This is a genomic window from Siphonobacter sp. SORGH_AS_1065 (genome assembly GCF_030818595.1).
In the GTDB taxonomy this organism is placed as follows: Bacteria; Bacteroidota; Bacteroidia; order Cytophagales; family Spirosomataceae; genus Siphonobacter.
The window spans coordinates 438832-464134 of record NZ_JAUTAM010000004.1; the positions used below are offsets into that span (position 1 = coordinate 438832).

The window sequence follows — 25303 nt, forward strand, 5'->3', positions numbered from 1 at the left end:
TTACCCGGTTTTAAAAATAATACCTATGAAAAAAACTTCCCTTTTGATACTGGCAGGACTGTTCAGTCTGCAAGTGCAGGCTCAGGATGCCAAAATGGACGCTTTCATTAACAAACTCATGGGCCAGATGACGATCGACGAAAAAATCGGTCAGTTGAATCTGGTTACGCCCGGAGGTTTCACCGCGACGGGAGCTACGGTTTCTCAAAACGTGGAAGAAAATATTAAATCTGGCAAAGTAGGTGGCCTGTTTGGGATTTATGATCCGGCTCTGGTTCGTAAGCCGCAGGAACTCGCTGTTAAGAACTCCCGCCTGCATATCCCACTGCTTTTTGGCCTGGATGTTATTCATGGACATAAAACCAGCTTCCCCATTCCCCTGGCTATTTCAACGAGCTGGGATTTGGAACGCATTGAAAAAAGTGCCCGAATTGCCGCTACCGAAGCTACGGCTGACGGTCTGAACTGGGTCTTTTCACCAATGGTTGACATCGCCCGCGATCCCCGCTGGGGCCGTATTTCAGAAAGCTCCGGGGAAGATCACTACCTCGGTTCACTGATTGCCAAAGCAATGGTGCGGGGGTATCAGGGTAAAGACTGGAAAAGTACCAACACGGTATTAGCCTGCGTCAAACACTTTGCTCTGTACGGAGCTGTCGAAGCCGGACGTGATTATAACACCACCGACATGAGCCGGATCAAGATGTTTGAGTATTACCTGCCGCCTTACAAAGCCGCTGTTGATGCGGGCGTGGCGAGTGTAATGACTTCATTTAACGAAATTGATGCCATTCCTGCTACGGCTAACAAATGGCTAATGACGGATTTACTTCGCAAGCAGTGGGGCTTCAAAGGGCTGGTGGTAACCGATTACACGGCTATTAATGAAATGACGGCTCACGGTTTGGGTGATTTGCAACAGGTATCTGCGAAAGCTCTGAATGCCGGAACGGATATGGACATGGTGGGTGAAGGGTATTTAACCACGCTGAAAAAATCCCTGAAAGAAGGGAAGGTTACTCAGAAGGAAATTGACCTCGCCTGCCGCCGGATTCTGGAAGCCAAGTACAAGTTGGGTTTGTTTGATGATCCCTATCGTTACCTCGACGAAAAACGTCCGGCCAAAGATATTTTCACGGCTGAAAACCGGGCCTTTGCCCGCGAACTGGCCGTTCGGAGTCAGGTATTATTGAAAAACGCCCATCAGACCTTACCGCTGAAAAAGTCGGGCTCCATTGCTCTGGTTGGACCTTTAGCGAATGATCGTAAGAATATGCTCGGTACCTGGAACATCGCGGGCGACTGGAAAAAAGCCGTTACCGTAGCCGAAGGTATTACGAATGTAGCTGGGGAAAAGGTAAAGATTAACTACGCCAAGGGAGCCAATTTCACGACGGATACGCTATTGATTCAGCGGTTGAACGCTCAGAATGGTTTGGTAGACGTAGATCCCCGTTCCCCTGAAGCCATGATTGAAGAAGCGGTTCAGGCGGCTCAGAAGTCGGATATTATTGTAGCGGTTGTTGGGGAAGCCCAGGAAATGTCAGGCGAGGCCTCCAGCCGTTCGGACATCGGTATTCCCGATAATCAGAAAGACTTACTGAAAGCTTTGAAAAAGACGGGTAAGCCTCTGGTGGTGGTGTTAATGAGTGGTCGTCCCTTGACCTTAACCTGGGAAAACGAAAACGCGGATGCCATGCTGGAAGCCTGGTTTGGTGGAACGGAATCGGGTAATGCCGTGGCGGACGTGCTGTTTGGCAACTATAACCCTTCGGGAAAACTAACGGCCACTTTCCCCCGCAACGTCGGTCAGATTCCGATTTATTACAACCATAAAAACACGGGTCGTCCCTACGAAGGCGTGTTACTGGACAAGTTCAAGTCGCGTTACCTGGACGTTTCCAATGATCCACTCTTTCCTTTCGGTTACGGTTTGAGTTATACAACTTTCAGTTACAGCGATGTCAAGCTGAGTAAATCAACCTTGAAAGGAAACGAAACGCTGAAGGCTACCGTAACCGTCGCTAATACAGGGAAATATGCCGGAGAAGAAGTCGTTCAGCTTTACCTCAGCGATCCCGTTGCGAGTGTGACCCGGGCGGTTAAGGATTTGAAAGGTTTCCAGAAAATCAGTTTAAAACCCGGCGAAAGCAAAGACGTAACATTTGACATTACTCCCGAACAGCTCAAATTTTATAACAGCGATTTGAAGTACGATTGGGAAGCCGGTGAATTTCACCTTCACATTGGAACGAACTCCAGCGAAGTGAAAACGGCGAAAATCACCTGGAATAAATAGTGTGTATATAGTTCATCATAGATGTGCCTGATTGCCTAGATGCCAGCTAGCTTAGCTGGCATCTTTTGTTAAGCATTGTTTTTCAGTATTTTAAGTCAAATTAGGTAGGAATACTTTTATTTTTGGACTTACAACTGGAAACCTCATGTTACTGGCTACCCCCCAAAACCGAAGAGAAATCCTTGAAACCTTAAATCAGGCTTTCTATACCAATAATCATTTAAACTGGCTGGCAACCGGAAAAACGGAGGCGTCCGAACGGATTCAGCCGCTCGTTGCTTACACTTTTGATTATGGCATTCGGCACGGAAAAGTCTTTTCTACACCCCAGCAGGAAGGCGTAGCCATCTGGAAACGATACCCAGCGAAAGGGGATTTTTTGCGGGATTCGCTTTTGAGTCTTCAATTAGTGAGTCAGCTAGGGCTAGCACCCATTCCCCGCATTTTGAAAACGGAAGCTTACGTCGAGAAGCAACGCTCCCAATACCCTTACCTCTACCTGTGGATGCTGGGCGTTCATCCTCAATTTCAGGGAAAAGGCTTTGCTAGTTCATTACTTGACCCCCTACTACTGGAAGCCCAGAAGGAAGAAATTCCGGTTTTGCTGGAAACCAGTACCCTTCAAAACGTAAGCCTTTATCAACATAAAGGCTTCGAAGTCTACCATGAATATCAGCCCAGTCGGGAGTTAACCATTTACTTTTTGCGGAAAGACCCCTCATAAGGCATTGGTTTCGTTGCCCATCTCAGGAGTATAAACCCAAGTAGTCCTGCTGTAAATGAGGTCAGAATGATGGATAATTTGGCTCCGTTTAAAAATTCAGGATTGCTGAAGGAAAGGTTAGTCAAAAAGATGGACATCGTAAACCCAATACCCGCTACTACTCCCGCTCCTGTCATTTGTTTCCAGTTGGTATGCAAGGGCAAAGCAGCCGCTTTCGACTGAATTAATAGAAAAGATGCCAGACTGATACCCAGCGGCTTTCCTAGTAATAAACCCAGAAAAATGCCTAATTCCATCGGTTCCAGCAAGGATTGAAAAGCTTCGGCTGATAAATGGATCGTGGTATTAGCCAGAGCAAAAAGGGGCAGTAATAAGTAGTTAACGGGTTTGTTCAAACGATGTTCCAGCCCCGAAATAGCCTCCAGCGGAATGGTAAAAGCCAGAATAACACCTGCCAGAGTAGCGTGGATTCCTGATTGAAGAATGCAGTACCATAGTATAATTCCCAAAAACCAGTGAGCATATAAGGTTCTGATTTTCAGTCGACTTAATACAATCAAAACCGTAGTAATAGCCGCAGCAAGGGCTAGATAGACCCATTGCAATTGTTCAGTGTAGAAAAAAGCAATAATCAGAATGGCTCCGAGGTCGTCAATAATAGCCAGAGCCGTTAGAAAGACCTTCAACCCTAGCGGCACCCGATTTCCTACTAACGAGAGCACGGCCAGTGAAAAAGCAATGTCCGTAGAGGTGGGAATAGCCCAGCCGCTGGCTGCTGCCGTTCCATGATTGAACGCCAGAAAAATCAGAGCAGGCGTGATTAATCCTCCAAGGGCCGCTACGATGGGTAATAGAGCTTGCTTCATACTGGAAAGCTCCCCTACCTGCAATTCCCGCTTGATTTCTATTCCCACAAGAAAGAAAAAAACGACCATTAAGGCATCATTTACCCACGCTTCAACCGACAAAGCTAAAGACCCCGTTCCTATCGTTGTTTCCCAAAAGTGCAGATAAGATTCTCCCTGACTGGAATTAGTGATTACTAACGAAACCGTCGTCGCCAACAGCAGTAAAATACCTCCTAATTGTCCGTTTTCAGAAAAGGATTTAATGAATTGAGAAGTTTTGAATAGTTGTTTATTCATACGAATGGCTTACGCTTGTTTGGTATCTTTTTGCTTGGTTAATATCATTTTTTAATTTCAACTCAGCCTTTTTGAAGCTTTTGTTTTTACGGCATGCTCCGTCAAAAATCATTACCAGTCCAACCTACAAGTGTTTACAAAAAATCCAGCCGCTTTGTTAGACAAACGGCTGGATTCATTTTTCAGGTACTATTGAATTAAGGCTTATTAGAGTCTACCACAATGCGTTTATCACGGTTGACTAAATCCCAGGCGGTATAGAATACCAATCGAGCCGTTTTTTCAGCCTTATCGAATTCGATTTTTTCTACGTCATCCGTTGGCCGGTGGTAATCATCGTGAACCCCATTGAAGTAGAAAATGATGGGGATTTTCTTCGCCGCAAAGTTGTAGTGATCGGAACGGTAATAGAACCGATTTACATCGTTAGGATCGTTGAAGGTATAATCCAGATCCATTTTAATGTACTTTTTGTTAGCCTCTTCGTTAATGGCGTGCAATTCCGAAGAAAGCTTATCCGAGCCAATCACGTAAATGTAATCAGGCTTGCCTTCATGAGCTTTGTCAACCCGGCCCACCATGTCAATGTTTAAATCGGCAATGGTATTTTCGAGCGGAATCAGCGGATGATTTACGTAATATTCTGAACCTAGCAGGCCTTTTTCTTCACCCGTTACGGTCATGAACAGAATGCTCCGACGCGGACGGGCTCCTGATTTTGCTGCTTTTGAAAATGCTTCAGCCAGTTCCATAACGCTTACCGTACCCGAACCGTCGTCATTCGCTCCATTATTGATTTTGCCATCTTCCGAAATACCGATGTGATCGTAGTGAGCCGTTACTACCAGTACTTCATTTTTCTTGTCCGTTCCTTCCAGAAAACCAACCACGTTAGAAGTCTCAATCGGCGTCTGTTTTTCAACTGCTTTCAGGGTAATGGTATGGTTGAGATCCCTTGCTTGCGTCTTACCCGCCATTAAATCAGCCAGTTGCTGATCATCCAGACCTAAAATTTCTTTGGCTAAGCCCTGTTTTAACTGAACGGTTAATAAAGTTGAAGCCGGACGCTCTTCATCCTTGAATGTCAGACGGTTCATTCGGGGCGAGTAGGCCCGCATCCGAGCGTATAATTTATCCGTTTGTTCATCCGAACCGGGAGCGATGGTGACCACGCAACGAGCTCCTTTTTCCTGAAGCAAAGCCATTTTCTTGCGGGAAGCTTCGGGATTTTTTGACCAGGAAGAAGCTTGAGACGTGCCCGAAATCAGGTAAGTCCCATCTTCTTTTTTGGGCTCGCCGGGTAGCATTAATACGGCTTTACCCTTTAAATCCAGACCTTTAAGATCAGAGTATTTCTCGTCGTCAATGCCGTATCCAACAAAAACGATGTCGAGTGTTTCTTCCTTCGAGAAGTTACTTGATCCCGTCACGTAGAAATCCTTGAGGAGTTCTTTTGTTCCGCTGGTCGTCTTCACGTATACGTCTCCCCAGCCTAATTCAACTAATTCCACGGGCTGGAGGTAACTACCGTTAGGGCCAATACCTTTGAGTCCTAAGCTCTTAAAATGATTGGCAATGTATTCAGCAGCTTTGTGCTGACCACGCGTTCCGGTTCCGCGACCTTCCAGCTCATCCGATGCCAGATAACTCAGGTGTTTTTTGAGGTCTGCTGCCGTAATAGATGCGGCAAATTTCGTTGGATTCTGAGCCTGAGCAAACGCCAGCGGACTCATTGCCAACAGGGTAAGGAGTTTTTTCATGAAGTGAATCTATGGAAATCAAATCTCTAAAATTAAACGCTTTCGGGCACTTCTGCTATACAAATGAGATGAAAGGTTTCTGCATTGCGTTTTTAGATGCCCTTCAGGCTGTGTATGAATGACCTTAATTACCAACCTTGCTTCCCCGGATTTCATCCGGGTCTATCCAGCCTGGGTCTATCCAGACCGGGGCTACCTACATTAGGGAGATTATCAAGCAGGGAGACGTAAACCTGCTGGCTTATTCCATAACCAACCGGGACGTAAGGGGCAATCGCCAGCCATGGCTCACGGCATTTTCTCTATTCTTTATAACCGACTGGGAGAAACGGATAAAGCCTACGAGTTATACATGGATAGTTACAAACCCAATGAGGTTCCTCCGTTTGGTGTATTAGCCGAAACGGCGGGTGGCACCAATCCATATTTCGCAACGGGTGCAGGTGGCTATCTTCAGACGCTGTTAGCGGGCTTTGGAGGCTTGGATATTACCGACAAGGGTATTATTCAATTGAAAACGCGACTTCCCAAACATTGGAAATCACTTACGTTGAAAGGAATAGGCGTTGATAAAAAAACGTATGTAGTGAAGTAATTCATGAGAAATTGTCCTGAAAAGCCGATGAGCGTTCCTGCTTATCGGCTTTTTTAGTTTCACGGCTCTTCTTTTACCCCATCATGAAATCTAGGGCGGCATATTCTTTTAGTATCTACCCGTATGAAGTGTTGAGTTCAACTCGTTCGGGGAAACGCTTCCTGAGTTATTCAACTTAGGTTAATCAGTAATCAAATCTACTATTCATCGTTTTTGAGATCATGGCTTCCAATACCACAAAACATACCTTCAAAATCGGAGGTGAATTTGAAGTGAATCGCCTGGGCTACGGCGGAATGCAATTAACAGGCAGCGGCGTCTGGGGCGATGCTCCTGACCGTGAAAAAGCTAAAAAAGTATTACAAACTGCGGTTGAATCCGGTCTTAACTTTATTGATACGGCTGATTCATACGGGCCGCACACCAACGAAGTGCTTATTGCGGAGGCTCTGTATCCGTACAAAGAAGGCTTAGTAATCGCCACTAAAGGCGGACTGGAACGAACCGGTCCTAACCAATGGCCCGTCAATGGCCACCCGGATCATATTCGGGAAGCAATTGAGGGCAGTTTGCAACGCCTGAAACTGGACGTGATTGACCTCTGGCAATTGCACCGTTTTGACCCCAAAGTTCCCGTAGAAGAAACGCTCGGGCCAGTTGTAGACGCGGTGAAGGCGGGAAAAATCAAGCACGTCGGTTTATCCGAAGTAGGCATTGATCAGATCAAGCAGGCAGAGAAGGTGGTTCCTATTGTTTCTGTTCAAAACTTGTATAACCTCGGTGACCGCCATTGGGAGGATGTACTGGACTATACCACTGAACGCAACATGGCTTTTATCCCCTGGTTTCCATTAGCTTCGGGACCGGATAAAATGAAAGAGAAAATTCAGGAAATCGCTCAGAAACACGAAGCAACTACCGCCCAAATCGCTTTGGCCTGGTTACTGAAACGAGCCCCGAATATTCTATTAATTCCCGGAACGAGTTCAGTTGAACACTTACTGGAAAACCTGAAGGCTTCAGAAATTGAGTTAACCGACGACGAATTTCAAACGCTTTCCGCGTAACATCATAACCACCGAAAGAGGCAGACTTTCTGCCTCTTTCGGTGGTTAATAAGAATTGTCGATTTACCGCGTTTTCCAAATTAGCATGGTTATACGTTAACGAGTAACCAGTTTGTCAATAGAGACTAGACATGATCAATCGGCGTCTAGTCTCTATTGATGTTCAGCGAAGCTTCACCTGCAACTTTAAAGGCCAAATTTTGAATAAACATTACCTACGCTAATCCGTTGAATTTATTAAGTAATAACCCATTTCAAGTCCTCTTTGTGCTTGAAATGAATCTCTTCCCGCACTGAAGAATTGTCTTACATAATCCTTTTTTATGAAAACGAGCAAAAAAAAGGTTGAAAACGAAGCCCGGCGTGATTTCCTCAAGCAATCGTCCGTGCTGTCTGCATTAGTTCTTTCTCCGGGCAAAGCCGTACAAGATCCCGAATGGGATGAAAAAGTGGCCGCCCCTTTCGAAAAAGTCGCGTTAAAACTGGAAGTGAATGGTGTAAAACACAACCTTAGCGTTGAGCCTCGCACCACTCTGCTGGATTTGTTACGCGAGCAGTTACACCTGACGGGCACCAAAAAAGGCTGCGATTTTGGTCAATGCGGAGCCTGTACAGTTCATTCAGATGGTCAGCGAGTTAATTCCTGCCTGACATTAGCCGTTACTGAAGACGGAAAGAAGATCACTACCATTGAAGGCATTTCGAAAGGGGATGACTTACACCCCATGCAGGAAGCCTTCATCAAACACGATGGTTTTCAGTGTGGGTATTGCACCCCGGGTCAGATCATGTCCGGCATTGCCTGCATTCGCGAAGGGCATGCTGATACCGAAGATGAAATTCGGGAATACATGAGCGGAAATATTTGCCGCTGTGGAGCTTATCCCAATATCGTCGATGCGATTATGGAAGTGAAGAAAGGAGGACAAACGGTATGAAAGCCTTTCAATACGTCCGAAGCACCACGGCCAAATCGGCCATCGAGGCCTTAGCCAAAGACCCCTCAGCCATGTTTCTCGCCGGAGGAACCAATCTGGTCGATTTAATGAAACGCGGGGTTACCGAGCCAGATAAACTGATTGACATCAGTCGCTTACCCTATACTAAAATTGAAAAAGAAAGTTCGGGCGTTCGCATCGGAGCGATGGCATTGAATAGTCAGGTTGCCGATGATAAGCTGATTCAGGAAAAATGGCCTTTACTTTCGCTGGCTCTGAACGCCGGAGCGTCGGCTCAGTTACGCAATAAGGCGACGGTAGGTGGAAATATGCTACAGCGAACCCGCTGCGGCTATTTTTATGATACTGAAATGGATTGCAACAAACGTCAGCCCGGCTCAGGCTGCGGAGCCAAAGAAGGCTATAACCGAATGCACGCCATTTTTGGTACCAGCGAACATTGCATTGCCGTACATCCCAGCGACATGTGCATTGCCCTGGCCGCTCTGGATGCCACCGTTATTGTACAGGGGCCTAAAGGCGAACGTAAAATTCCATTTGCCGACTTTCACCGCCTTCCCGGCGATCATCCTGAAAAAGATAATACGCTGGAAAAGGGAGAGTTAATAACTGCTGTCACCCTCCCCGACTCGCCCTATGCCAAGAACGTTCATTACCTCAAAGTCCGCGACCGTACGTCTTACGCCTTTGCTTTAGTATCGGTTGCGGCGGCTCTGGAGCTGGATGGGAAGACGATTAAGTCGGCCCGGCTGGCCATGGGCGGCGTCGCTCATAAACCCTGGCGATTGCTGGAAGCAGAAAAGGCTTTGGTAGGTCAAACCGTATCGGAAGCCACGTTCCAGAAAGCGGCTGAAGTCGCCATGACTGGAGCTAAAGGCTACGAGTACAACTCATTTAAACTGAAACTAGCCCCCAATTCCATAGTCGAAGCACTCAAAATCGCCGCTGGCTTAACCGCATGATCGTATGAAAAATAAAGACGAAAAGATCGGCGGACGTATGAGTCGCGTCGATGCTGTGTTGAAAGTAACTGGAGGAGCTACTTATTTCGCTGAATACGAAGTCCCGAATCTGACTTATGGCGTGCTGGTACCCAGCACCATAACCCGAGGTCGGATTAAAAATATTGATACAAAAAAAGCCGAAAGTGCTCCGGGTGTTCTAGCCGTACTTACGCATGTAAACGCACCCAAAGTTCCAGCCTATGAAGCGAAAGAGCCCAGCAAGACCAGCTCGGGTCGTGGGCCGGGCATGATGGCTTTTCACAATGATGAAATCCATTTCAACGGTCAGCCTATTGCAATGGTTGTTGCCGATACATTTGAACGGGCAACTTACGCGGCATCCTTAGTGAAGGCTGAGTACCAGGAGCAAAAACACCAGACCGACTTAAAAGCGAACCTCGCCAAAGGTAATGTACCCAAGACCAACAAGTCTTTGCAGGATTACCAGCGGGGCGAGAAAGATGCGTACAAAACTGCTCCGGTAAATCTGGAAGAAGAATATGTCCTACCTAGCGAGGTTCATAACCCCATGGAGTTACACGGGATTCTGGCTCAGTGGGATGGGCCGGACAAACTTACCGTTTACGCCAAAACGCAAGGCGTAAAGATGACACAGCAGGTCATTGCAGAAACCTTTAAGCTACCGAAAGAAAACGTGCAGGTGCATTCGCAATTTGTAGGCGGAGCCTTTGGGATGTCTCTTCGGGTATGGCCCCACGAAATCGCTACGATTCTGGCCGCGAAAAAGGTGAACCGTCCGGTAAAGCTGGTTATAACTCGCAATGAAATGTTCACCATTGCCGGTTATCGTCCCCATACGCATCAGAAGATTGGTATTGGAGCGACGAAAGAAGGAAAAATAGTAGGCATTTCGCATTGGGCGAATGTGCAGAATAGTAATTACGAGGAGTTTACGGAAGCGACGGTAGCCATGACCAAGTTCATGTACCAGATCCCGAACGTAAATACGACTTATCGCGTAGTGCCACTGGATATTTGCTCGCCCATTCCCATGCGTGGTCCCGGCGAAGCAACGGGGGCATTTGCCCTGGAATCGGCCATTGATGAGTTATCCTACGCTCTGGATGTCGATCCCATTGAATTACGTATCATGAATTATCCGGAAAAAGATCCGGAACGGGACTTACCCTGGTCAAGTAACTACGTTCGAGAAGCGTATAAAATGGGGGCGGATAAAATTGGCTGGTCAAATCGAAGTAATCAACCAAAAGCCAAAATGGAAGATGGCATGTGGGTGGGTTATGGCATGGCCACGGGCACCTTTGGAGCCCATCGTCGGCCCGCCACGGCCCGAGCCTGCCTAAATGCCAACGGAACGTTACTAGTGCAGAGTGCCGCCAGTGATATTGGTCCCGGTACTGGAACGGCTATGGTTCAGATTGCGGCAGATGTGATGGGCATTCCAGCTAATCGAATCAAATTCGAACTGGGTGAATCCAATTTACCCGATGCCCCGATTCAGGGTGGTTCGGCAACAGTGGCTTCCGTAGGTTCAGCCGTACACGAAGCCTGTATAGAGTTACGGCAAAAGCTGGTGGAACTTTCAGGGAATGCCTTGAAAAATGCGAAAGTCGATACGTTGGTCTACGAGGATGGAAAAATCAGTTCACCCAAAGACCGCTCGGCCAGCATTACGTATGCTGAAGTATTGAAGCGAAATAACTTACCGAAACTGGAAGTAACCAAAGAGTCCAAACTGAGCGAAGACCAGCAGAAGAAATTTGCGATGTATTCCTTTTCAGTCCATTTCGTGAAAGTACATGTGCATCCCACCACGGGCATTGTAAAAGTAAAACACGCCGTAGCTCTGGCCGATGCGGGAACCATCGTAAACCATAAAACAGCCAGCAGCCAGATGATGGGCGGAGCCGTCGGCGGCATTGGCATGGCGTTAACCGAAGAGGCCGTGATTGACCACCGTTTTGGACGTTACGTCAATAATAACTTCGCCGATTACCACGTCCCCGTCAATGCTGACGTTCCTGAGGTAGATGTATTATTCGTGGATAAAAAAGATCCGTATACCACACCTATGGGTTCGAAAGGTCTGGGCGAAATCGCCATTATTGGCATGGCTCCGGCTATCGCCAATGCCGTTTAATAACGCCACCGGGAAACGGATTAGAGAGTTACCTATTACGCCTGATAAGTTGATTTAGTTGTTAGTTGTTAGTTGTTAGTTGTTAGTTGTTAGTTAAAAAAATAAAAAGGTACAGCATTACTAGTGCTGTACCTTTTTTATGTTTTATGGTAGAGACGTCGATTTATCGCGTCTCCTACTCGGATTATGATAATTTTCAGGATTAGCTAATTACTTGCTAACAACATAGCCATCTAAATTAGAACCTGGTAGAAGCTATTAATGGACCTCTCTACATATTAAGCGGCCATTAGAAGAGGCCGTCATGCACAAGGGATGTCTCTTCCAAAACCCATCTCCTAACAACTATTTCATAGCCATATCACCCGCACGAATTTTCGCTCCTACTTTCTGTACATCCTTCATTACCCGGAAGAAGTTTTCGCCCCAGATTTTCTTCAAATCTTTCTCCGTATAACCCCGACGAACCATTTCGATAGTCAGGTTTGGGTATTCGGCAATATCAAAGCAATCAGCCAGATAACCACCCCCATCATAATCACCACCGATACCTACGTGGTCAACACCCATGATTTTCACGAAATGATCCAAATGGTCAATCGCGTCTTTCACTGTCGCAAGCGGTACTGGAAACTTCTTGTTCAATTCCCGCATTTCAGTACGCATGGCCTTCATCTGTTCGTCTGACATGGCTCCGCCCGAAGTATACTTCTTCCGAATATCCGCTACTGCTGCTTCGCGTTCGGGATTTTTAGGACTTGCTTTAATGTAACTGCTTAATAAATTCAGTTGCACCACGCCCCCCTTTTTAGCAATAGCCCGGAGTAAATCGTCATTCAAATTCCGGGGATGATCCAGCACGGCGTAAGCATCCGAGTGCGTTGCTACAATGGGAGCTTTAGATAACTTAATCAAATCCCAGACGGTGCTGTCGGACAAGTGAGAAATGTCGATCATCATGCCCAGACGATTCATTTCAGCAACCACCTTTTCTCCGAAAGGACTCAAGCCGTTAAACTCCGGTCCTTTGGGGTCCGTTGATGAATCGCAAATGTCATTATTGGAAGAGTGGCAGAGCGTCATGTACCGAGCTCCGCGATCGTAGAATTTCTGAATATAAGATAGATCGTTACCAATCTGATACCCGTTTTCAACGCCGATAAAAATCGAGCTTTTTCCCGCTTTTTCCAGAGCCAAGGCCTCTTCCTGCGTCGTTATAATCTTACCCATTTCCGGGTGACGGTTGATCTGGGCGTACATGGAATCCAGAATGGTCATCGCCATCTTCTGAACTTTCGCGTTTGCCTCCGGCGTGCGTGGTCCCTGTCCCTGATATACCGCAAAGAAGATACCATCTACACTACCCTTTTTCATGCGGGGAAAGTCGATTTTAGAATCGGGCAATTTCCCATCTTTGCTATTATCCTTCGAAATATCAAAATCTTTCCCCACCATCCGCATGGGCGTATCGGCGTGTGTGTCGAGTGTGAAAACCTTAGCGTGAATCTTCTTGGCTTTTTCGATGAGCTTGGCATCATCTTGAGCCCATAAGGTCTGACCAAGGCACACCAGCGGCAACGCAAGGAAAATCTTCTTCATATTCGTTGGGAAAAAAGTGTATAACTATATCGCAAATTTCATCAGCAATGTAATAATATTCTGCGAGGTATGAACTTAGCCACATGAGCATATCGATCATTCCCGAAAGTATGAAGATAAGTTCCTGAAGTGAAGCGATTCAATTTTTGGGTAGGGATGTCCTGAATAAGATCGTCTATTCCGTAAGGCTTTTTCATTTTTTTGAGCGATTCTTTTACCAGCCTCTTCATTTGATACGTTGAACTAGTAATTCAATGAACCATGAAGTATACCTGCGTTACCAGTAAAAGAAAATGAACTGTCCTACTGCTTCGCTGGGGTTTCGACAAGGGCTGTTTCAGGAATCCAACAAATAATGAACAAAAGTCTAGCCATAACGTTAGAACATGAAAAGATTCATTACGCTGAAAATGACCCGATAAATCTATCTAAACCTGTTCTTTATTCATCCAATCACTCATTCGTTATGCATTACCCTTAGCCCGTTGAGCAAGCTCTTTTCAGGCCGTTTTTCTTACAATTGGAAATCGCGTTTTCTATAGCTATACTTTTTTGGCGGAAATTTTCAGGAAAATTCAGAAAATTTTCCGTCTCAGTCTTTTGCAACCCCTAACTTTGCCCAATTATTCGAGCAGTTTTTCTGATATGGACCAATATTCTTATATCGCCAATGCGGACGTGGATTACATTTCCGACTTGTACGATAAATACCAACAAGACCCAACCAGTGTAGACACCAGTTGGCAAAACTTCTTCAAAGGCTACGATTTCTCTGTTCTTTACGGTGAAAAAGGTGATTCTGCCGCCGTAGCTCCTTCTTCAAACGGCAACGGACAAGCCAAACCCGCCGACGCAGGTATTATTGCAAAGGAAGGCTCCGTTTTAAGCCTGATCAAAGCCTATCGCTCTCGCGGTCACTTATTGGCTAAAACTAACCCTCTGGGTTACGAGCGTGACCTGGAAGCCCGCTTAACTTTAGAAGACTATAAACTTTCTGAAAAAGACCTCGATACCGTTTTTGAAGCAGGTCATTTTCTTTTAGGCCGTTCGGCGACGCTTCGCGAGATCATGGCTGCCCTCGAAAAAATTTACGCGGGTAACATCGGTTTCGAGTACATGTACGTTCGGAACATGGTTGAAAAAGAGTGGCTGCGTAATAAAATTGAAAAAGCAGCTCTGGTTTTCGATCCTACGAAAGAAGAAAAAGAACGTATTCTAAAGAAACTAAACGAAGCAGTAACCTTCGAGCAGTTTCTTCATACCAAGTTTTTAGGCCAGAAACGTTTCTCACTGGAAGGTGGAGAGGCAACGATTCCTTCGCTCGATACGATCATTAATACTTCCGCCGATCTGGGTGTAGAAGAAGTAATGATCGGGATGGCCCACCGGGGCCGTCTGAACGTCCTGGTGAACATCATGCACAAGTCGTACGACGAGATCATCAGTGGTTTCGTAGGACAAGTGCCGGAGCTGGAAGATACCCTGCCTAACGATATTAACTTCGGCGGTGACGTGAAGTATCACCTGGGTTATTCCAGCACGCACAGAACGCCATCGGGTAAAGATGTAAGCTTAAAGCTGGCTCCTAACCCTTCTCACTTAGAGACGGTTAACCCTGTAGTAGAAGGTTTCGTACGTAGCCGTGCGGATGGAATTTTCGCAGGTGATTACGATAAAGTAATGCCGATCCTGATTCACGGAGACGCCGCCGTTGCGGGTCAGGGCATTGTTTACGAAGTAACCCAAATGGCGAAACTTCCCGCTTACAAAACGGGTGGTACCATTCACTTCGTGATTAATAACCAGATTGGTTTCACCACGGACTCGGTAGAAGGCCGTTCGGCTATTTACTGTACGGACATCGCGAAAATCATCGATGCTCCCGTATTCCACGTGAATGGTGACGATCCAGAAGCCGTTATGTTCGTTTCGAAAATGGCCGTTGAATACCGTCAGGAATTCAACCAGGATGTTTTCATTAATATGATTTGCTACCGTCGCTGGGGTCATAATGAGTCGGACGAGCCTTCGTTCACGCAGCCCACGATGTATTCTCAGATCAAACTGCACAAGAACGTTCTGGAGTTATACAACGAACAACTCGTGAGCCGTGGCAAAGTAGACGCGAAGCTAGCGAAGAGCATGGAAGCGGAATTCAAGCAATTCCTCCAGGATCGTCTGGATGGGGTGAAACAGGCTGAAGCTCCCGTTTTCCATCCGTTGAAATTAGACGAAGAGTGGAAGAAACTTCGCTATGGTTCGGCGGAAGATTTCGAGCAATCGCCCGTAACGGCTATTTCCCGCGAAACAGTCGATAAAATTTTCACGGCCTTGACCACGCTTCCCGAAGGTTTTAAGCCCCTGAAACAGATTGATAAACTCATTACCGACCGTAAAAAACTGTTACAGGATAACGGTCAGGTTAACTGGGCTACGGCTGAATTAATGGCCTACGGCTCCTTATTACTGGAAGGTAAAAACGTTCGGATGACGGGTCAGGATGTGCAACGCGGTACGTTTAGTCACCGTCATGCCGTTCTTCACGATGCCGAAACGAACAAGACTTATACGCAGATTAATAACATTCAGGAAGGTCAGGAGCAGATGGAAATCTTCAACTCCCTGCTTTCTGAGTACGGTGTTTTAGGTTTTGAGTTTGGTTATTCCATGGCCAACGCTCACGCTCTGGTCATCTGGGAAGCTCAGTTTGGTGATTTTGCTAACGGTGCTCAGATTATTATTGACCAATTTGTAAGTTCCTGCGAATCCAAGTGGGGTCTGCAAAATGGTCTGGTGATGTTATTACCTCACGGGTACGAAGGTCAGGGTCCTGAGCACTCAAATGCCCGCCCCGAACGCTTCCTGCAGTTGTGCGGCGATTACAACATGGTAGTCGCAAACGTAACGACGCCAGCGAACATCTTCCACCTGATGCGGAGACAATTAACCTGGGACTTCCGTAAGCCGCTGGTTATCATGTCACCCAAGTCGATGTTACGTCACCCGCTGAACGTTTCTCCGATTGAAGATCTGACTACAGGTGGTTTCAAAGAAGTAATCGGCGATACCTTTGTTGATCCGAAGAAAGTGAAAAAGGTATTACTCTGTACGGGTAAAATCTATTACGATCTGCTGGACAAACAACAGAAAGATGGTCGCAACGATGTAGCCATCATTCGGGTTGAACAACTGCACCCGCTACCGTTGAAACAAATTCAGCAGGAGTTGGCGAAGTTCTCGAAAGCCAAAATTTACTGGGTTCAGGAAGAGCCTAAAAATATGGGTTACTGGACTTATATTTTACGTGAATTTGGTTGTGGCCAGTTAGACGTAATTTCGCGTAAAACTTCGGCTTCACCCGCTACAGGTTTCTTAAAGACCCACAGCGAAGAACAGGCCGCCTTAATTCAGGAAGCTTTTGCTTAATAACTAACGAGCCGGATTCAGGGAAACTTCTGAATCCGGCCATTTTGATTATATAATAAGAACGAATCCTCCCTTCGGGGAAGTACCTAATCATGGCAATCATCGAAATGAAAGTCCCCGTTGTAGGGGAATCCGTCACTGAGGTTACCATCGCCACCTGGAACAAAAAAGACGGCGATACGGTAGCAATGGATGAGGTATTATGTGAATTAGAGTCTGACAAGGCTACATTTGAACTTCCGGCTGAAGCCGCAGGTATTCTGCGTATTCTGGCTAAAGAAGGCGATACGCTGGCGATCGGAGCTCCTATCTGTTCTATCTCTACGGATGGTGATGCAGGTTCTGCCCCTGCCGCAGAAGCTCCTAAAGCGGAAGCCGCTCCTGCTGTTGAAGCTGCCCCTCAGGCTGCTCCTGCCGCGGAAGCCAAATCGGAAGAGACCAAAACCATTGAAGTTAAAATTCCGGTAATGGGAGAGTCGGTAACCGAAGCTACCATTGCGAACTGGAATAAAAAAGAAGGTGACGTCGTGAAAATGGACGAGATCCTTTGCGAACTGGAATCTGACAAAGCTACGTTTGAGTTACCCGCTGAGGCTGCCGGAACGTTACATATCATTGCGGAACCTGGTTCTACGCTGGAAATTGGTGCCGTCATTGCTACCATTACAGTAGGTGCGGGTGCTTCTGCTCCTACCTCTAGCCCAGCTCCCGCAGCAGCACCAGCGGCTACTGCATCGGCCCCTGTGGCTGATAAAGCCAGTGGCGTTACTCCCGTAGCTGCTGCGATTTTAGCGGATAAAGGTATTAATCCTAAAGATATTCAGGGTTCAGGTGAAGGTGGCAAAATCATGAAAGCTGACGCCCTGAAAGCATCTACGGCTCCTGCTCCTGCCAAGGCTGAAGCTCCTAAAGCCGCTCCTGCTGCTAAACCAGCATCTACCGAAGAGCGTGGCGTACGTCGTCAACGCATGACTTCGCTTCGTAAAACGATTGCCCGTCGTCTGGTAGCGGTGAAAAATGAAACGGCCATGCTGACTACTTTCAACGAAGTAGACATGCAGCCGATCATGGATCTGCGTTCGAAATACAAAGATCGCTTCAAGGAGAAACACGGCGTAGGCTTAGGCTTCATGTCCTTCTTTGCGAAAGCCGTTACCGTGGCCCTGAAAGAATTCGAAGCGGTGAACGCTTCCATTGACGGTGATGAAATTGTTTACCACGATTACGTAGATATCTCCGTAGCCGTTTCTACGCCTCGCGGTTTAGTGGTTCCTGTGTTACGTAACGTAGGTGACTTAACTTTCGCGGGTATCGAGAAAGGCATTGTTGATCTGGCCGTAAAAGCTCGTGACAACAAGCTGACCATCGAAGACATGAACGGAGGAACGTTTACCATCACCAATGGTGGCGTATTCGGTTCGATGATGTCTACGCCTATCATTAACGCTCCTCAGGTAGCTATTTTGGGTATGCACAACATCATTGAGCGTCCCGTAGTAGTGAATAAGGAAATCGTGATTCGCCCCATGATGTACATCGCGTTAAGCTATGACCACCGCATCATTGACGGTAAAGAATCCGTAAGCTTCCTGGTTCGCGTGAAGCAGTTATTAGAAGAGCCTACTCGTTTATTATTAGACGTGTAGTCTCAAACCATACTCAAGAACAAATCCCCGACTCTGGTAACGCTAGAGCGGGGATTTGTTCTTTGTTTTGAGTTTAGAGTTTGTAGTTGTGGGTTAATAATTTCTACACAAAACTTCAAACCCTAAACCCCAAACTCTGAACATTCAAACACCTTATGCTTAAACGTCTCGGCTTGTTAAGCCTTTGTCTGGCCTTTGTATTAGGCTGTAGTAGTTCTAAAACATACCTCCGCGTTCCGAAGAACGGGTTGACTGAGTTTCTGAAACCGCAAGTGGGTAAACCTACTTTGATCAGTGCTCACCGGGGCGGTGGCGATTATCCGGGTTATCCTGAAAATTGTATCGAATCTTTCGCGTATCTGGCCAATAAAGCAGCCATGATTATTGAGTGTGACATTGGACTGACGAAAGACAGCGTATTGGTTATGTTACACGATGATGTGCTGGACCGCACAACGACTGGAAAAGGCAAACTGAATGCGATTACTTATGATTATACCCAAAGTCTCTTCCTGAAGGATAATGCCGGAACGGTGACTAAATTCCGCATGCCTACCCTGGAAAAAGTTCTTCGCTGGGGTAAGGACAAGGTAGTGTATACGCTGGATGTAAAACGCAGCGTTCCCTTCGAGAAAGTGGTTGATATGGTTCATCAAACGCACACTGAAGACGTTAGCGTCATCATTACCTATAATGCCCAGGATGCGGCAAAAGTGTATAAGCTGGACCCAAACCTGATGATTTCGGTAACCATTCGGAATGAAGCCGAGTACCAGCGTCATCATGAATTAGGCATTCCTGATAACCGGATGGTAGCGTTCGTAGGAACCAGAGAACCCTCGACTGAGCATTACCAATTTTTACACCAGAAAGGTATTCCCTGCATTCTGGGCACGCTGGGTAACCTGGATAAAATGGCTCAGGCTAAAGGAGATCAGGTATACGTTAATTTCGCCCAAAACGGTGCCGACATCATGTCCACCGATCGGCCCCTGGAAATGGCCGAAGCTTTGAAAAAGAAGTAATACTCTGATTTTTAATTAATAAGGAATAAAAGTCGGCGGTTTGTAGTGGTTCATCCCCATATCAGACCACCGACTTTCCTATTCCTGTAATCGACTGATTCAAAGGTTGGAATGGAACAGCTTTTTCAGGGATGCTTCCCAAATATCCAACCTATGGAACAAGAACTGATTGAAAAACAAAGTCTTACGATGTCGTCGGAGTACGATGTTGCAGAAGATGTGGCCGGGTTGAAGTTTACCTTCGTCAACATTTACATGATTGGCAAGCAGGAAGAAGGCAGCCCCTGGGTATTAGTGGATGCGGCTATTCCCAACTCAGCAGACCGAATTATTAAAGAGGCTGAGGCACGGTTTGGTAAAGACAATCCGCCACAAGCCATTGTCTTGACGCATGGCCACTTTGACCACCGGGGTTCTTTGGAAGACTTGTTGAAAGTGTGGAACGTTCCGGTATACGCTCACCCCCTGGAAATGCCCTTCCTAACGGGTAAGTCGCACTACCCACCACCAGATCCAACAGCGGGTAACGGAGCAATGTCGGCATTTTCGTTTCTTTTCCCTACGAGTCCCCTCAACCTGAAGGATAAGGTTAAACCGATTCCTCACAATGGCTTTATTGATGAATTGCCCGATTGGCGGTTTATTCACACCCCAGGTCATTCACCCGGACACGTATCATTATTCCGGGATAAAGATAAAGTCCTCATTGCAGGTGATGCATTTGTCACCACCGATCAAAGTTCGGCCATTAGTGTCATGACGCAGAAGCTTACGCTGCACGGACCTCCAACATACTTTACCTGTGACTGGCGGGCGGCTAAAAAATCCGTTCGGAAACTGGCAGAACTTAAGCCCAGTGCCGTTGGAACAGGGCACGGAAAAGCCCTGCACGGAAAAGAATGGCGGGCCAAAATTCAGGAGTTATCCGATGAATTTGACACCCGTGCCTTACCCTGGAGAAGTCGTTATATCAATAACCCGGCTCATACCGATGAAAATGGCATTGTTTCCATGCCCAAGCCCGTTTCCTATTGGGTTGCCAAAGGTTTGCTCTATGGAGCAGCAGCAGGATTAGCTTTCTTCGCCTGGAATAAGGCTCGGAAGTAACCTATGCTTCTAGTATAAGTTATGTATTGCTGCCAGCAGAAAAGCTGGCAGCTTTTTTAGTAGATTACGACCCATTTATTAATCAAGTATCCAATTAGGCCAACCTTGGGTGGGCTCATACTGATGATGGCATTTTAAATATTCCTGCCTTCCTCCAAACCACTTCAGCACATAATCTTTTTGCAGGGAGGTTTTAGTTTGTTCGAGGATTTTAAGGTAAGAACTATACCTGTAGGTTTTAAAATCGGAGCAAAATCCATGCTTTTGAGGATTAGCGTGGATGTAATAGACTAATTCTGTCAAGTACCGATCCGTTACTACAATTTTTCTTCTAAAGTTTTTCTGAAACAGGCTTCCCTGTCTGCCTTCCTGTTTATTAATCTTCTCGGCATAGTTCGCGAAAAGACTTCTAAACTTCCCTGATAAACTAGCAGGCGAATAGTCTTTAAAGTCTTTGACCTGTATCAAGAAATGAAAGTGATTCGGTAATAGGCAATACGCGTAAATATCAATGTAATCAGTTAGATACTGCTGCCACTTCTCCAGAAAATAACGATAGTTCTCGTGGGAATAAAATAGATTTTCATGATTATTCCCTCGGTTGTAGATATGATAGAATTGCCCCGCAAGCATGGGAGGGTAATACTCTATTTTAGGTATGATCATCTTTTTTAGATAAAAATACTCATTATCCCAGGTTAAGATTATACCGCTTGCTAAATTTTGAGCGTTATTTATTTAATAGTTTCTCGCACCGTTGCCAGCTTTTTGCTGGCAGCAATACTTCTTTCCAACCAAATAGTTACCCTACAAACACAAGCTGCCAGCGAAAAGCTGGCAGTGGCATACAAGATAATTCTTAGCTTATTCAGCTTCGGCAAAACTCAACTAGCTACCCAATAAGTTACTCCCACCGCTGCCAGCTTTTCGCTGGCAGCAATACTTCTTTCCAACCAAATAGTTACCCTACAAACACAAGCTGGCAGCAGCATGCAAGATAATTTCCTAGCTCATTAAGCTTATTCTACTTTTACAAAACTTCAACTAGCTGCCTAATAAGTTACTCCCGCCGCTGCCAGCTTTTCGCTGGCAGCAATGCTCCTTTCTACCGTATAGCTACCCTATAAACACAAGCTGCCAGCGGAAAAGCTGGCAGCGGCATGCAAGATAATTTCTTACACTTATTTGGCTTCTATAAAACACTTCAATCAGCTACTCACAAGTTACTCCCGCCGCTGCCAGCTTTTCGCTGGCAGCAATACTCCTTTCTAACCAAATAGTTACCCTACAAACACAAGCTGCCAGCGGCATGCAAGATAATTTCTTAGCTTATTCAGCTTTTATAAAAAACAGCGACACCTAATATTACTCCATTATCCTCTTAATCTCATTCAGCTTCAGCAAGGCCTCTATCGGCGTCAGTGCGTTGATATCTACCCGAGACAATAACTCTTCGATCTTCTCAAAACGCGGATCTTTCTCTGCTCCAAACAGACTCATCTGATAAGCCGGAATGGCCTTAGGCATGTCCCGAATCAATTCTTTGTTCTTTTCCTTGATATGATCCTGCTCTAAGTGAGCCAGAATTTCATTGGCCCGATTTACTACCGCTCCCGGCATACCCGCCATTTGAGCTACGTGAATGCCAAAGCTATGTTCGGAACCACCCGGTTTTAGTTTTCGGAGGAAGATTACCTTCGTTCCTGACTCCTTCACCGAAACATTGAAATTTTTGATTCTTGGAAAATCTTCCGCCAGTTGATTCAGCTCGTGGTAATGCGTAGCAAACAGCGTTTTCGGACGGGCATTGGGTAAATTATGCAGATACTCCGTAATTCCCCAGGCAATACTTACGCCGTCATAGGTACTCGTTCCCCGACCAATCTCATCCATTAATATCAGGCTTTTATCGCTCAGGTTATTAAGAATGCTCGCGGTCTCCGTCATTTCGACCATGAAAGTACTTTCGCCCCGACTCAGGTTATCCGACGCTCCTACCCGTGTAAATACCTTATCCACCAAACCGATTTCGGCAGCTGTTGCCGGAACGTAACTTCCCATTTGGGCCATGAGTACAATCAGAGCTGTTTGCCGGAGCAAGGCTGATTTACCGGCCATGTTTGGTCCCGTAATCATAATGATCTGTTGCTCTTCGTCATCCAGCCGTACGTCGTTAGGAACGTAACTTTCGCCAAGCGGTAACTGCTGTTCAATAACGGGGTGACGACCCGCCGTAATCTGAATCGCGTTTCCGTCATTTACTGATGGTTTGACGTAGTTATTTTTTCGGGCCGTTTTAGAAAAACTTAACAACGCATCCAGCACGGCCAATACCTGAGCATTCTGCTGAATGGGACCCACGTATTCACTTGCCGTTTGTATTAACTCATTGAAAATCCTTTGTTCAATCACAAAGATTTTATCTTCTGCGTTCAGAATCTGATCTTCGTATTCCTTCAGCTCAGGCGTAATGTAACGTTCCGCATTTACCAAGGTTTGCTTTCGAATCCATTCCGCCGGAACCCGGTTTTTATGAGCATTCGTTACTTCTAGGTAATAACCAAAGACCTTGTTATAGGCAATTTTCAGGGAAGTAATTCCGGTATTAGCAACCTCCCGATTCTGAATATTGACCAGAAAATCCTTCCCGGCATAAGCAATCTGGTGTAATTCATCCAGTTTTTCATCAATACCGGATTTAATCATATTGCCCAGATTCGTTACCAATGGCGGATCTTCGCGTAATTCCTTTTCAATTTTATCCAGTAGGAATTCGCAGGGATTAAGCTGCTCAGCGTATTTTTTGAGTAGCGGCTGCGTCGCACTTTGTTGTAATAACCAGTTTCGAATCGGAGCGATGTGTGTTAAAGCCCGCTTGAGAGCCTGCATTTCGCGGGGATTAATCCGACGTACGGCTACTTTGGAAATGAGACGCTCCAGATCACCAATCTGTTTCAGATGAAGGTCCAGTGTTTCAGCTAACTCGTTGTCGTTCAATAACAGTTCGACCGTATTTAGCCGTTCCTGAATAGGTTTTAAATCCTTGAGCGGTAAGACCAGCCACTTGCGTAGCATCCGAGCACCCATCGGGGTGAGCGTCTGATCGAGGATATTGATCAGCGGAACGCCATTTTCCTGCTGGGCCGACACCAATTCCAGATTTCGAATGGTAAAGCGATCCAGCCAGACGTATTTTTCTTCTTCTAAGCGATTCAGTCTGGTAATGTGGCTGATTTCCCGGTGTTCGGTTTCGGCCAGGTAATGCAGAATAACACCCGCCGCCACAATCCCTTCGGACAGATTCTCAACGCCAAACCCTTTCAAGGTTGTAGTCTTGAAATGCCCGGTTAATAAAGGATAGGCAAAATCCTGAGTGAAGGCCCAGTCTTCAAGCTGATAAGTATTAAACTGGTCACCAAAATTTCCCTGAAATTCCGCTTTGTTTTTCTTGCAGAATAACACCTCCGCTGGACTAAAACTTTGCAGTAATTTCTCAATATAAGCTGCATTTCCCTGGGTCGTCAGGAACTCTCCCGTTGATACGTCAAGAAAGGCGATGCCAATGATATCTTTGTGAAAATGAACGGCAGCCAGGTAGTTATTCCGCCGAACATCCAGTACATTATCGTTGAAAGAAACACCGGGAGTAACCAGCTCCGTTACGCCCCGTTTCACAATACCCTTTACCGTTGCCGGGTCTTCCAATTGATCACAAATGGCTACCCGTTGCCCCGCCCGTACCAGTTTAGGTAAGTATGTATCGAGGGAATGATGCGGAAAACCGGCGAGTGGCGTCTCCCCTGAACCACCATTGTTTCGTTTAGTGAGGGTAATCCCTAAAATCTTGCTGGCTCGCACGGCATCCTCGCCAAACGTTTCGTAAAAATCACCCACCCGGAAAAGTAAAATAGCTCCCGGATACTGGGCTTTGATCTGATTATACTGACGATTCAGAGGGGTTTCTTTCTCCGGCTTCACGGTACCTTCCTTCGCTGGACGAGCCATAATAATGGGTAATTAAGAGCGTTCTAGCCGCATTACTTTTCCTAATAGAAGGGCAGTAACGGGCGAAATTAAAATGGGATAGAAAACAAAGATAGCTACTGATGACTATGCTTTACAAGGTCTTTTTTGTCTTATTCCCGCAAAATTTCCCCACTAATCCTCTTTCTGGGAAATACCCTATTCGTCCGATTTTTTTAGAAAAAGGGAACTTGTTGGGGAATAATATTGTAATTTTGCAACCAAGTTGCAGAAGCTATGAAATCGATTGTATATGCGTCCACGTCTTTAGTCACAATTATCGCTCACTGGTTATGCTGCCTATTGCCTTTGATGGCGGCAGTCATGGGCCTGAGCGGTTCTTCGTCGATTTTAAAGTGGGCTTTGGATTACCGATGGTATTTGGTGGGAGGGCAAGTCATTTTGATGAGTTGGTCTTTTTATCATTTATATTTTCAGCATAAATCAGATACGCGTCTGAAGTGGGAAAAGGCCACGTTCTGGATGTTACTGATTTTCTCCATTGCCGCCTGGAGTATCCCTCACGAATGGTTGATGTCTAACGATCAGAAAATGGCAACGGCCCAGGTGCAGCGGGTTTTCAATGCTCGTAAGCTTACTTTAGCTCTGGATGACGAAACTACGCCACAAATGGTAGAACAAAGCCTGGAAAACGTGACTGGTGTCCTGCAACTCAAACCTCTCAACGCAGGCGTCATTTCGGTACGTTATGATTTTCGGCAGATTAGTAAAGATGAATTACTCGAACAACTTCGCCGAAAAGGTTTGCAGTTGTCTGAAATAAGTTACCAATAATCGCGAT

The 25303-nt window shown here is 46.1% G+C and carries 17 protein-coding genes; 12 read left to right on the forward strand and 5 right to left on the reverse strand.

The features are described from left to right. Positions 1-25: 25 nt before the first annotated feature. Together bglX and QE390_RS02575 are read left to right on the forward strand one after the other, a co-directional pair. On the forward strand, positions 26-2299 hold the full coding sequence (bglX, locus tag QE390_RS02570; protein ID WP_307140971.1) for a beta-glucosidase BglX: 2274 nt from the start codon (positions 26-28) through the stop codon (positions 2297-2299). Between the two features lie 145 nt (positions 2300-2444). Then, positions 2445-3023 carry an N-acetyltransferase gene (locus tag QE390_RS02575; RefSeq protein WP_307140972.1) on the forward strand — a complete coding sequence of 193 codons (579 nt, stop codon included), beginning with the start codon at positions 2445-2447 and terminating at the stop codon, positions 3021-3023. Here QE390_RS02575 and nhaA read toward each other — a convergent pair. Both nhaA and QE390_RS02585 read right to left on the reverse strand, forming a co-directional pair. Further along, on the reverse strand, positions 2996-4168 hold the full coding sequence (nhaA, locus tag QE390_RS02580; protein WP_307140973.1) for a Na+/H+ antiporter NhaA: 1173 nt from the start codon (positions 4166-4168) through the stop codon (positions 2996-2998). The two genes, QE390_RS02575 and nhaA, sit on opposite strands and share 28 nt — an antisense overlap. A gap of 197 nt (positions 4169-4365) precedes the next feature. Then, positions 4366-5928: a M28 family peptidase gene (locus QE390_RS02585; protein WP_106635219.1), complete on the reverse strand. Its 1563-nt coding sequence runs from the start codon at positions 5926-5928 to the stop codon at positions 4366-4368. Between the two features lie 283 nt (positions 5929-6211). Here QE390_RS02585 and QE390_RS02590 point away from each other — a divergent pair, with 283 nt between their 5' ends. From QE390_RS02590 to QE390_RS02610, 5 genes are all read left to right on the forward strand, one after another. Continuing rightward, positions 6212-6523 (forward strand): hypothetical protein, encoded by a 312-nt coding sequence (locus tag QE390_RS02590; RefSeq protein WP_307140974.1) that lies wholly within the window; start codon positions 6212-6214, stop codon positions 6521-6523. A gap of 221 nt (positions 6524-6744) precedes the next feature. Continuing rightward, a complete protein-coding gene (locus QE390_RS02595) occupies positions 6745-7590 on the forward strand; it encodes an aldo/keto reductase (protein WP_307140975.1) in 846 nt (281 codons plus the stop codon). Positions 7591-7913: 323 nt separating this feature from the next. After that, the gene (locus QE390_RS02600; RefSeq protein ID WP_307140976.1) at positions 7914-8528 is read left to right on the forward strand and encodes a (2Fe-2S)-binding protein; all 615 of its coding nucleotides are present in this window, start codon (positions 7914-7916) and stop codon (positions 8526-8528) included. Continuing rightward, positions 8525-9511 carry a xanthine dehydrogenase family protein subunit M gene (locus QE390_RS02605; RefSeq protein WP_106635215.1) on the forward strand — a complete coding sequence of 329 codons (987 nt, stop codon included), beginning with the start codon at positions 8525-8527 and terminating at the stop codon, positions 9509-9511. The genes QE390_RS02600 and QE390_RS02605 overlap by 4 nt, the downstream gene beginning before the upstream one ends. A 4-nt stretch (positions 9512-9515) precedes the next feature. Then, complete coding sequence (locus QE390_RS02610) at positions 9516-11675, forward strand: xanthine dehydrogenase family protein molybdopterin-binding subunit (RefSeq protein WP_307140977.1); 2160 nt, start codon at positions 9516-9518, stop codon at positions 11673-11675. 345 nt (positions 11676-12020) lie between these two features. Here the strand turns inward: QE390_RS02610 and QE390_RS02615 are convergent, their stop codons facing one another. Then, a complete protein-coding gene (locus QE390_RS02615; RefSeq protein ID WP_307140978.1) occupies positions 12021-13274 on the reverse strand; it encodes a dipeptidase in 1254 nt (417 codons plus the stop codon). A 645-nt stretch (positions 13275-13919) separates the two neighbouring features. Here QE390_RS02615 and QE390_RS02620 point away from each other — a divergent pair. The 4 genes from QE390_RS02620 to QE390_RS02635 all read left to right on the forward strand — a co-directional run bounded on the left by QE390_RS02620 (position 13920) and on the right by QE390_RS02635 (position 20478). Further along, positions 13920-16700, forward strand: a complete 2781-nt coding sequence (locus tag QE390_RS02620; RefSeq protein WP_307140979.1) for a 2-oxoglutarate dehydrogenase E1 component — start codon at positions 13920-13922, stop codon at positions 16698-16700. A gap of 92 nt (positions 16701-16792) precedes the next feature. Next, positions 16793-18346, forward strand: coding sequence for a 2-oxoglutarate dehydrogenase complex dihydrolipoyllysine-residue succinyltransferase (odhB, locus tag QE390_RS02625; RefSeq protein WP_307140980.1), 1554 nt, complete (start codon positions 16793-16795; stop codon positions 18344-18346). Positions 18347-18501: 155 nt separating this feature from the next. Further along, positions 18502-19371, forward strand: a complete 870-nt coding sequence (locus tag QE390_RS02630) for a glycerophosphodiester phosphodiesterase family protein (protein WP_307140981.1) — start codon at positions 18502-18504, stop codon at positions 19369-19371. Positions 19372-19524: 153 nt separating this feature from the next. After that, the gene (locus QE390_RS02635) at positions 19525-20478 is read left to right on the forward strand and encodes an MBL fold metallo-hydrolase (RefSeq protein WP_307140982.1); all 954 of its coding nucleotides are present in this window, start codon (positions 19525-19527) and stop codon (positions 20476-20478) included. A gap of 78 nt (positions 20479-20556) precedes the next feature. Here QE390_RS02635 and QE390_RS02640 read toward each other — a convergent pair whose 3' ends face one another. Both QE390_RS02640 and mutS read right to left on the reverse strand, forming a co-directional pair. Beyond that, positions 20557-21144 carry a transposase gene (locus QE390_RS02640; protein WP_307140983.1) on the reverse strand — a complete coding sequence of 196 codons (588 nt, stop codon included), beginning with the start codon at positions 21142-21144 and terminating at the stop codon, positions 20557-20559. Positions 21145-21843: 699 nt separating this feature from the next. Next, entirely contained in the window at positions 21844-24483 is a 2640-nt protein-coding gene (gene mutS / locus QE390_RS02645) for a DNA mismatch repair protein MutS (protein ID WP_307140984.1), read from the reverse strand. 255 nt (positions 24484-24738) lie between these two features. On the opposite strand from mutS, the gene QE390_RS02650 reads away from it, so the two are divergent. After that, positions 24739-25296 carry a hypothetical protein gene (locus QE390_RS02650; RefSeq protein ID WP_307140985.1) on the forward strand — a complete coding sequence of 186 codons (558 nt, stop codon included), beginning with the start codon at positions 24739-24741 and terminating at the stop codon, positions 25294-25296. The last annotated feature ends 7 nt before the right edge of the window (positions 25297-25303 follow it).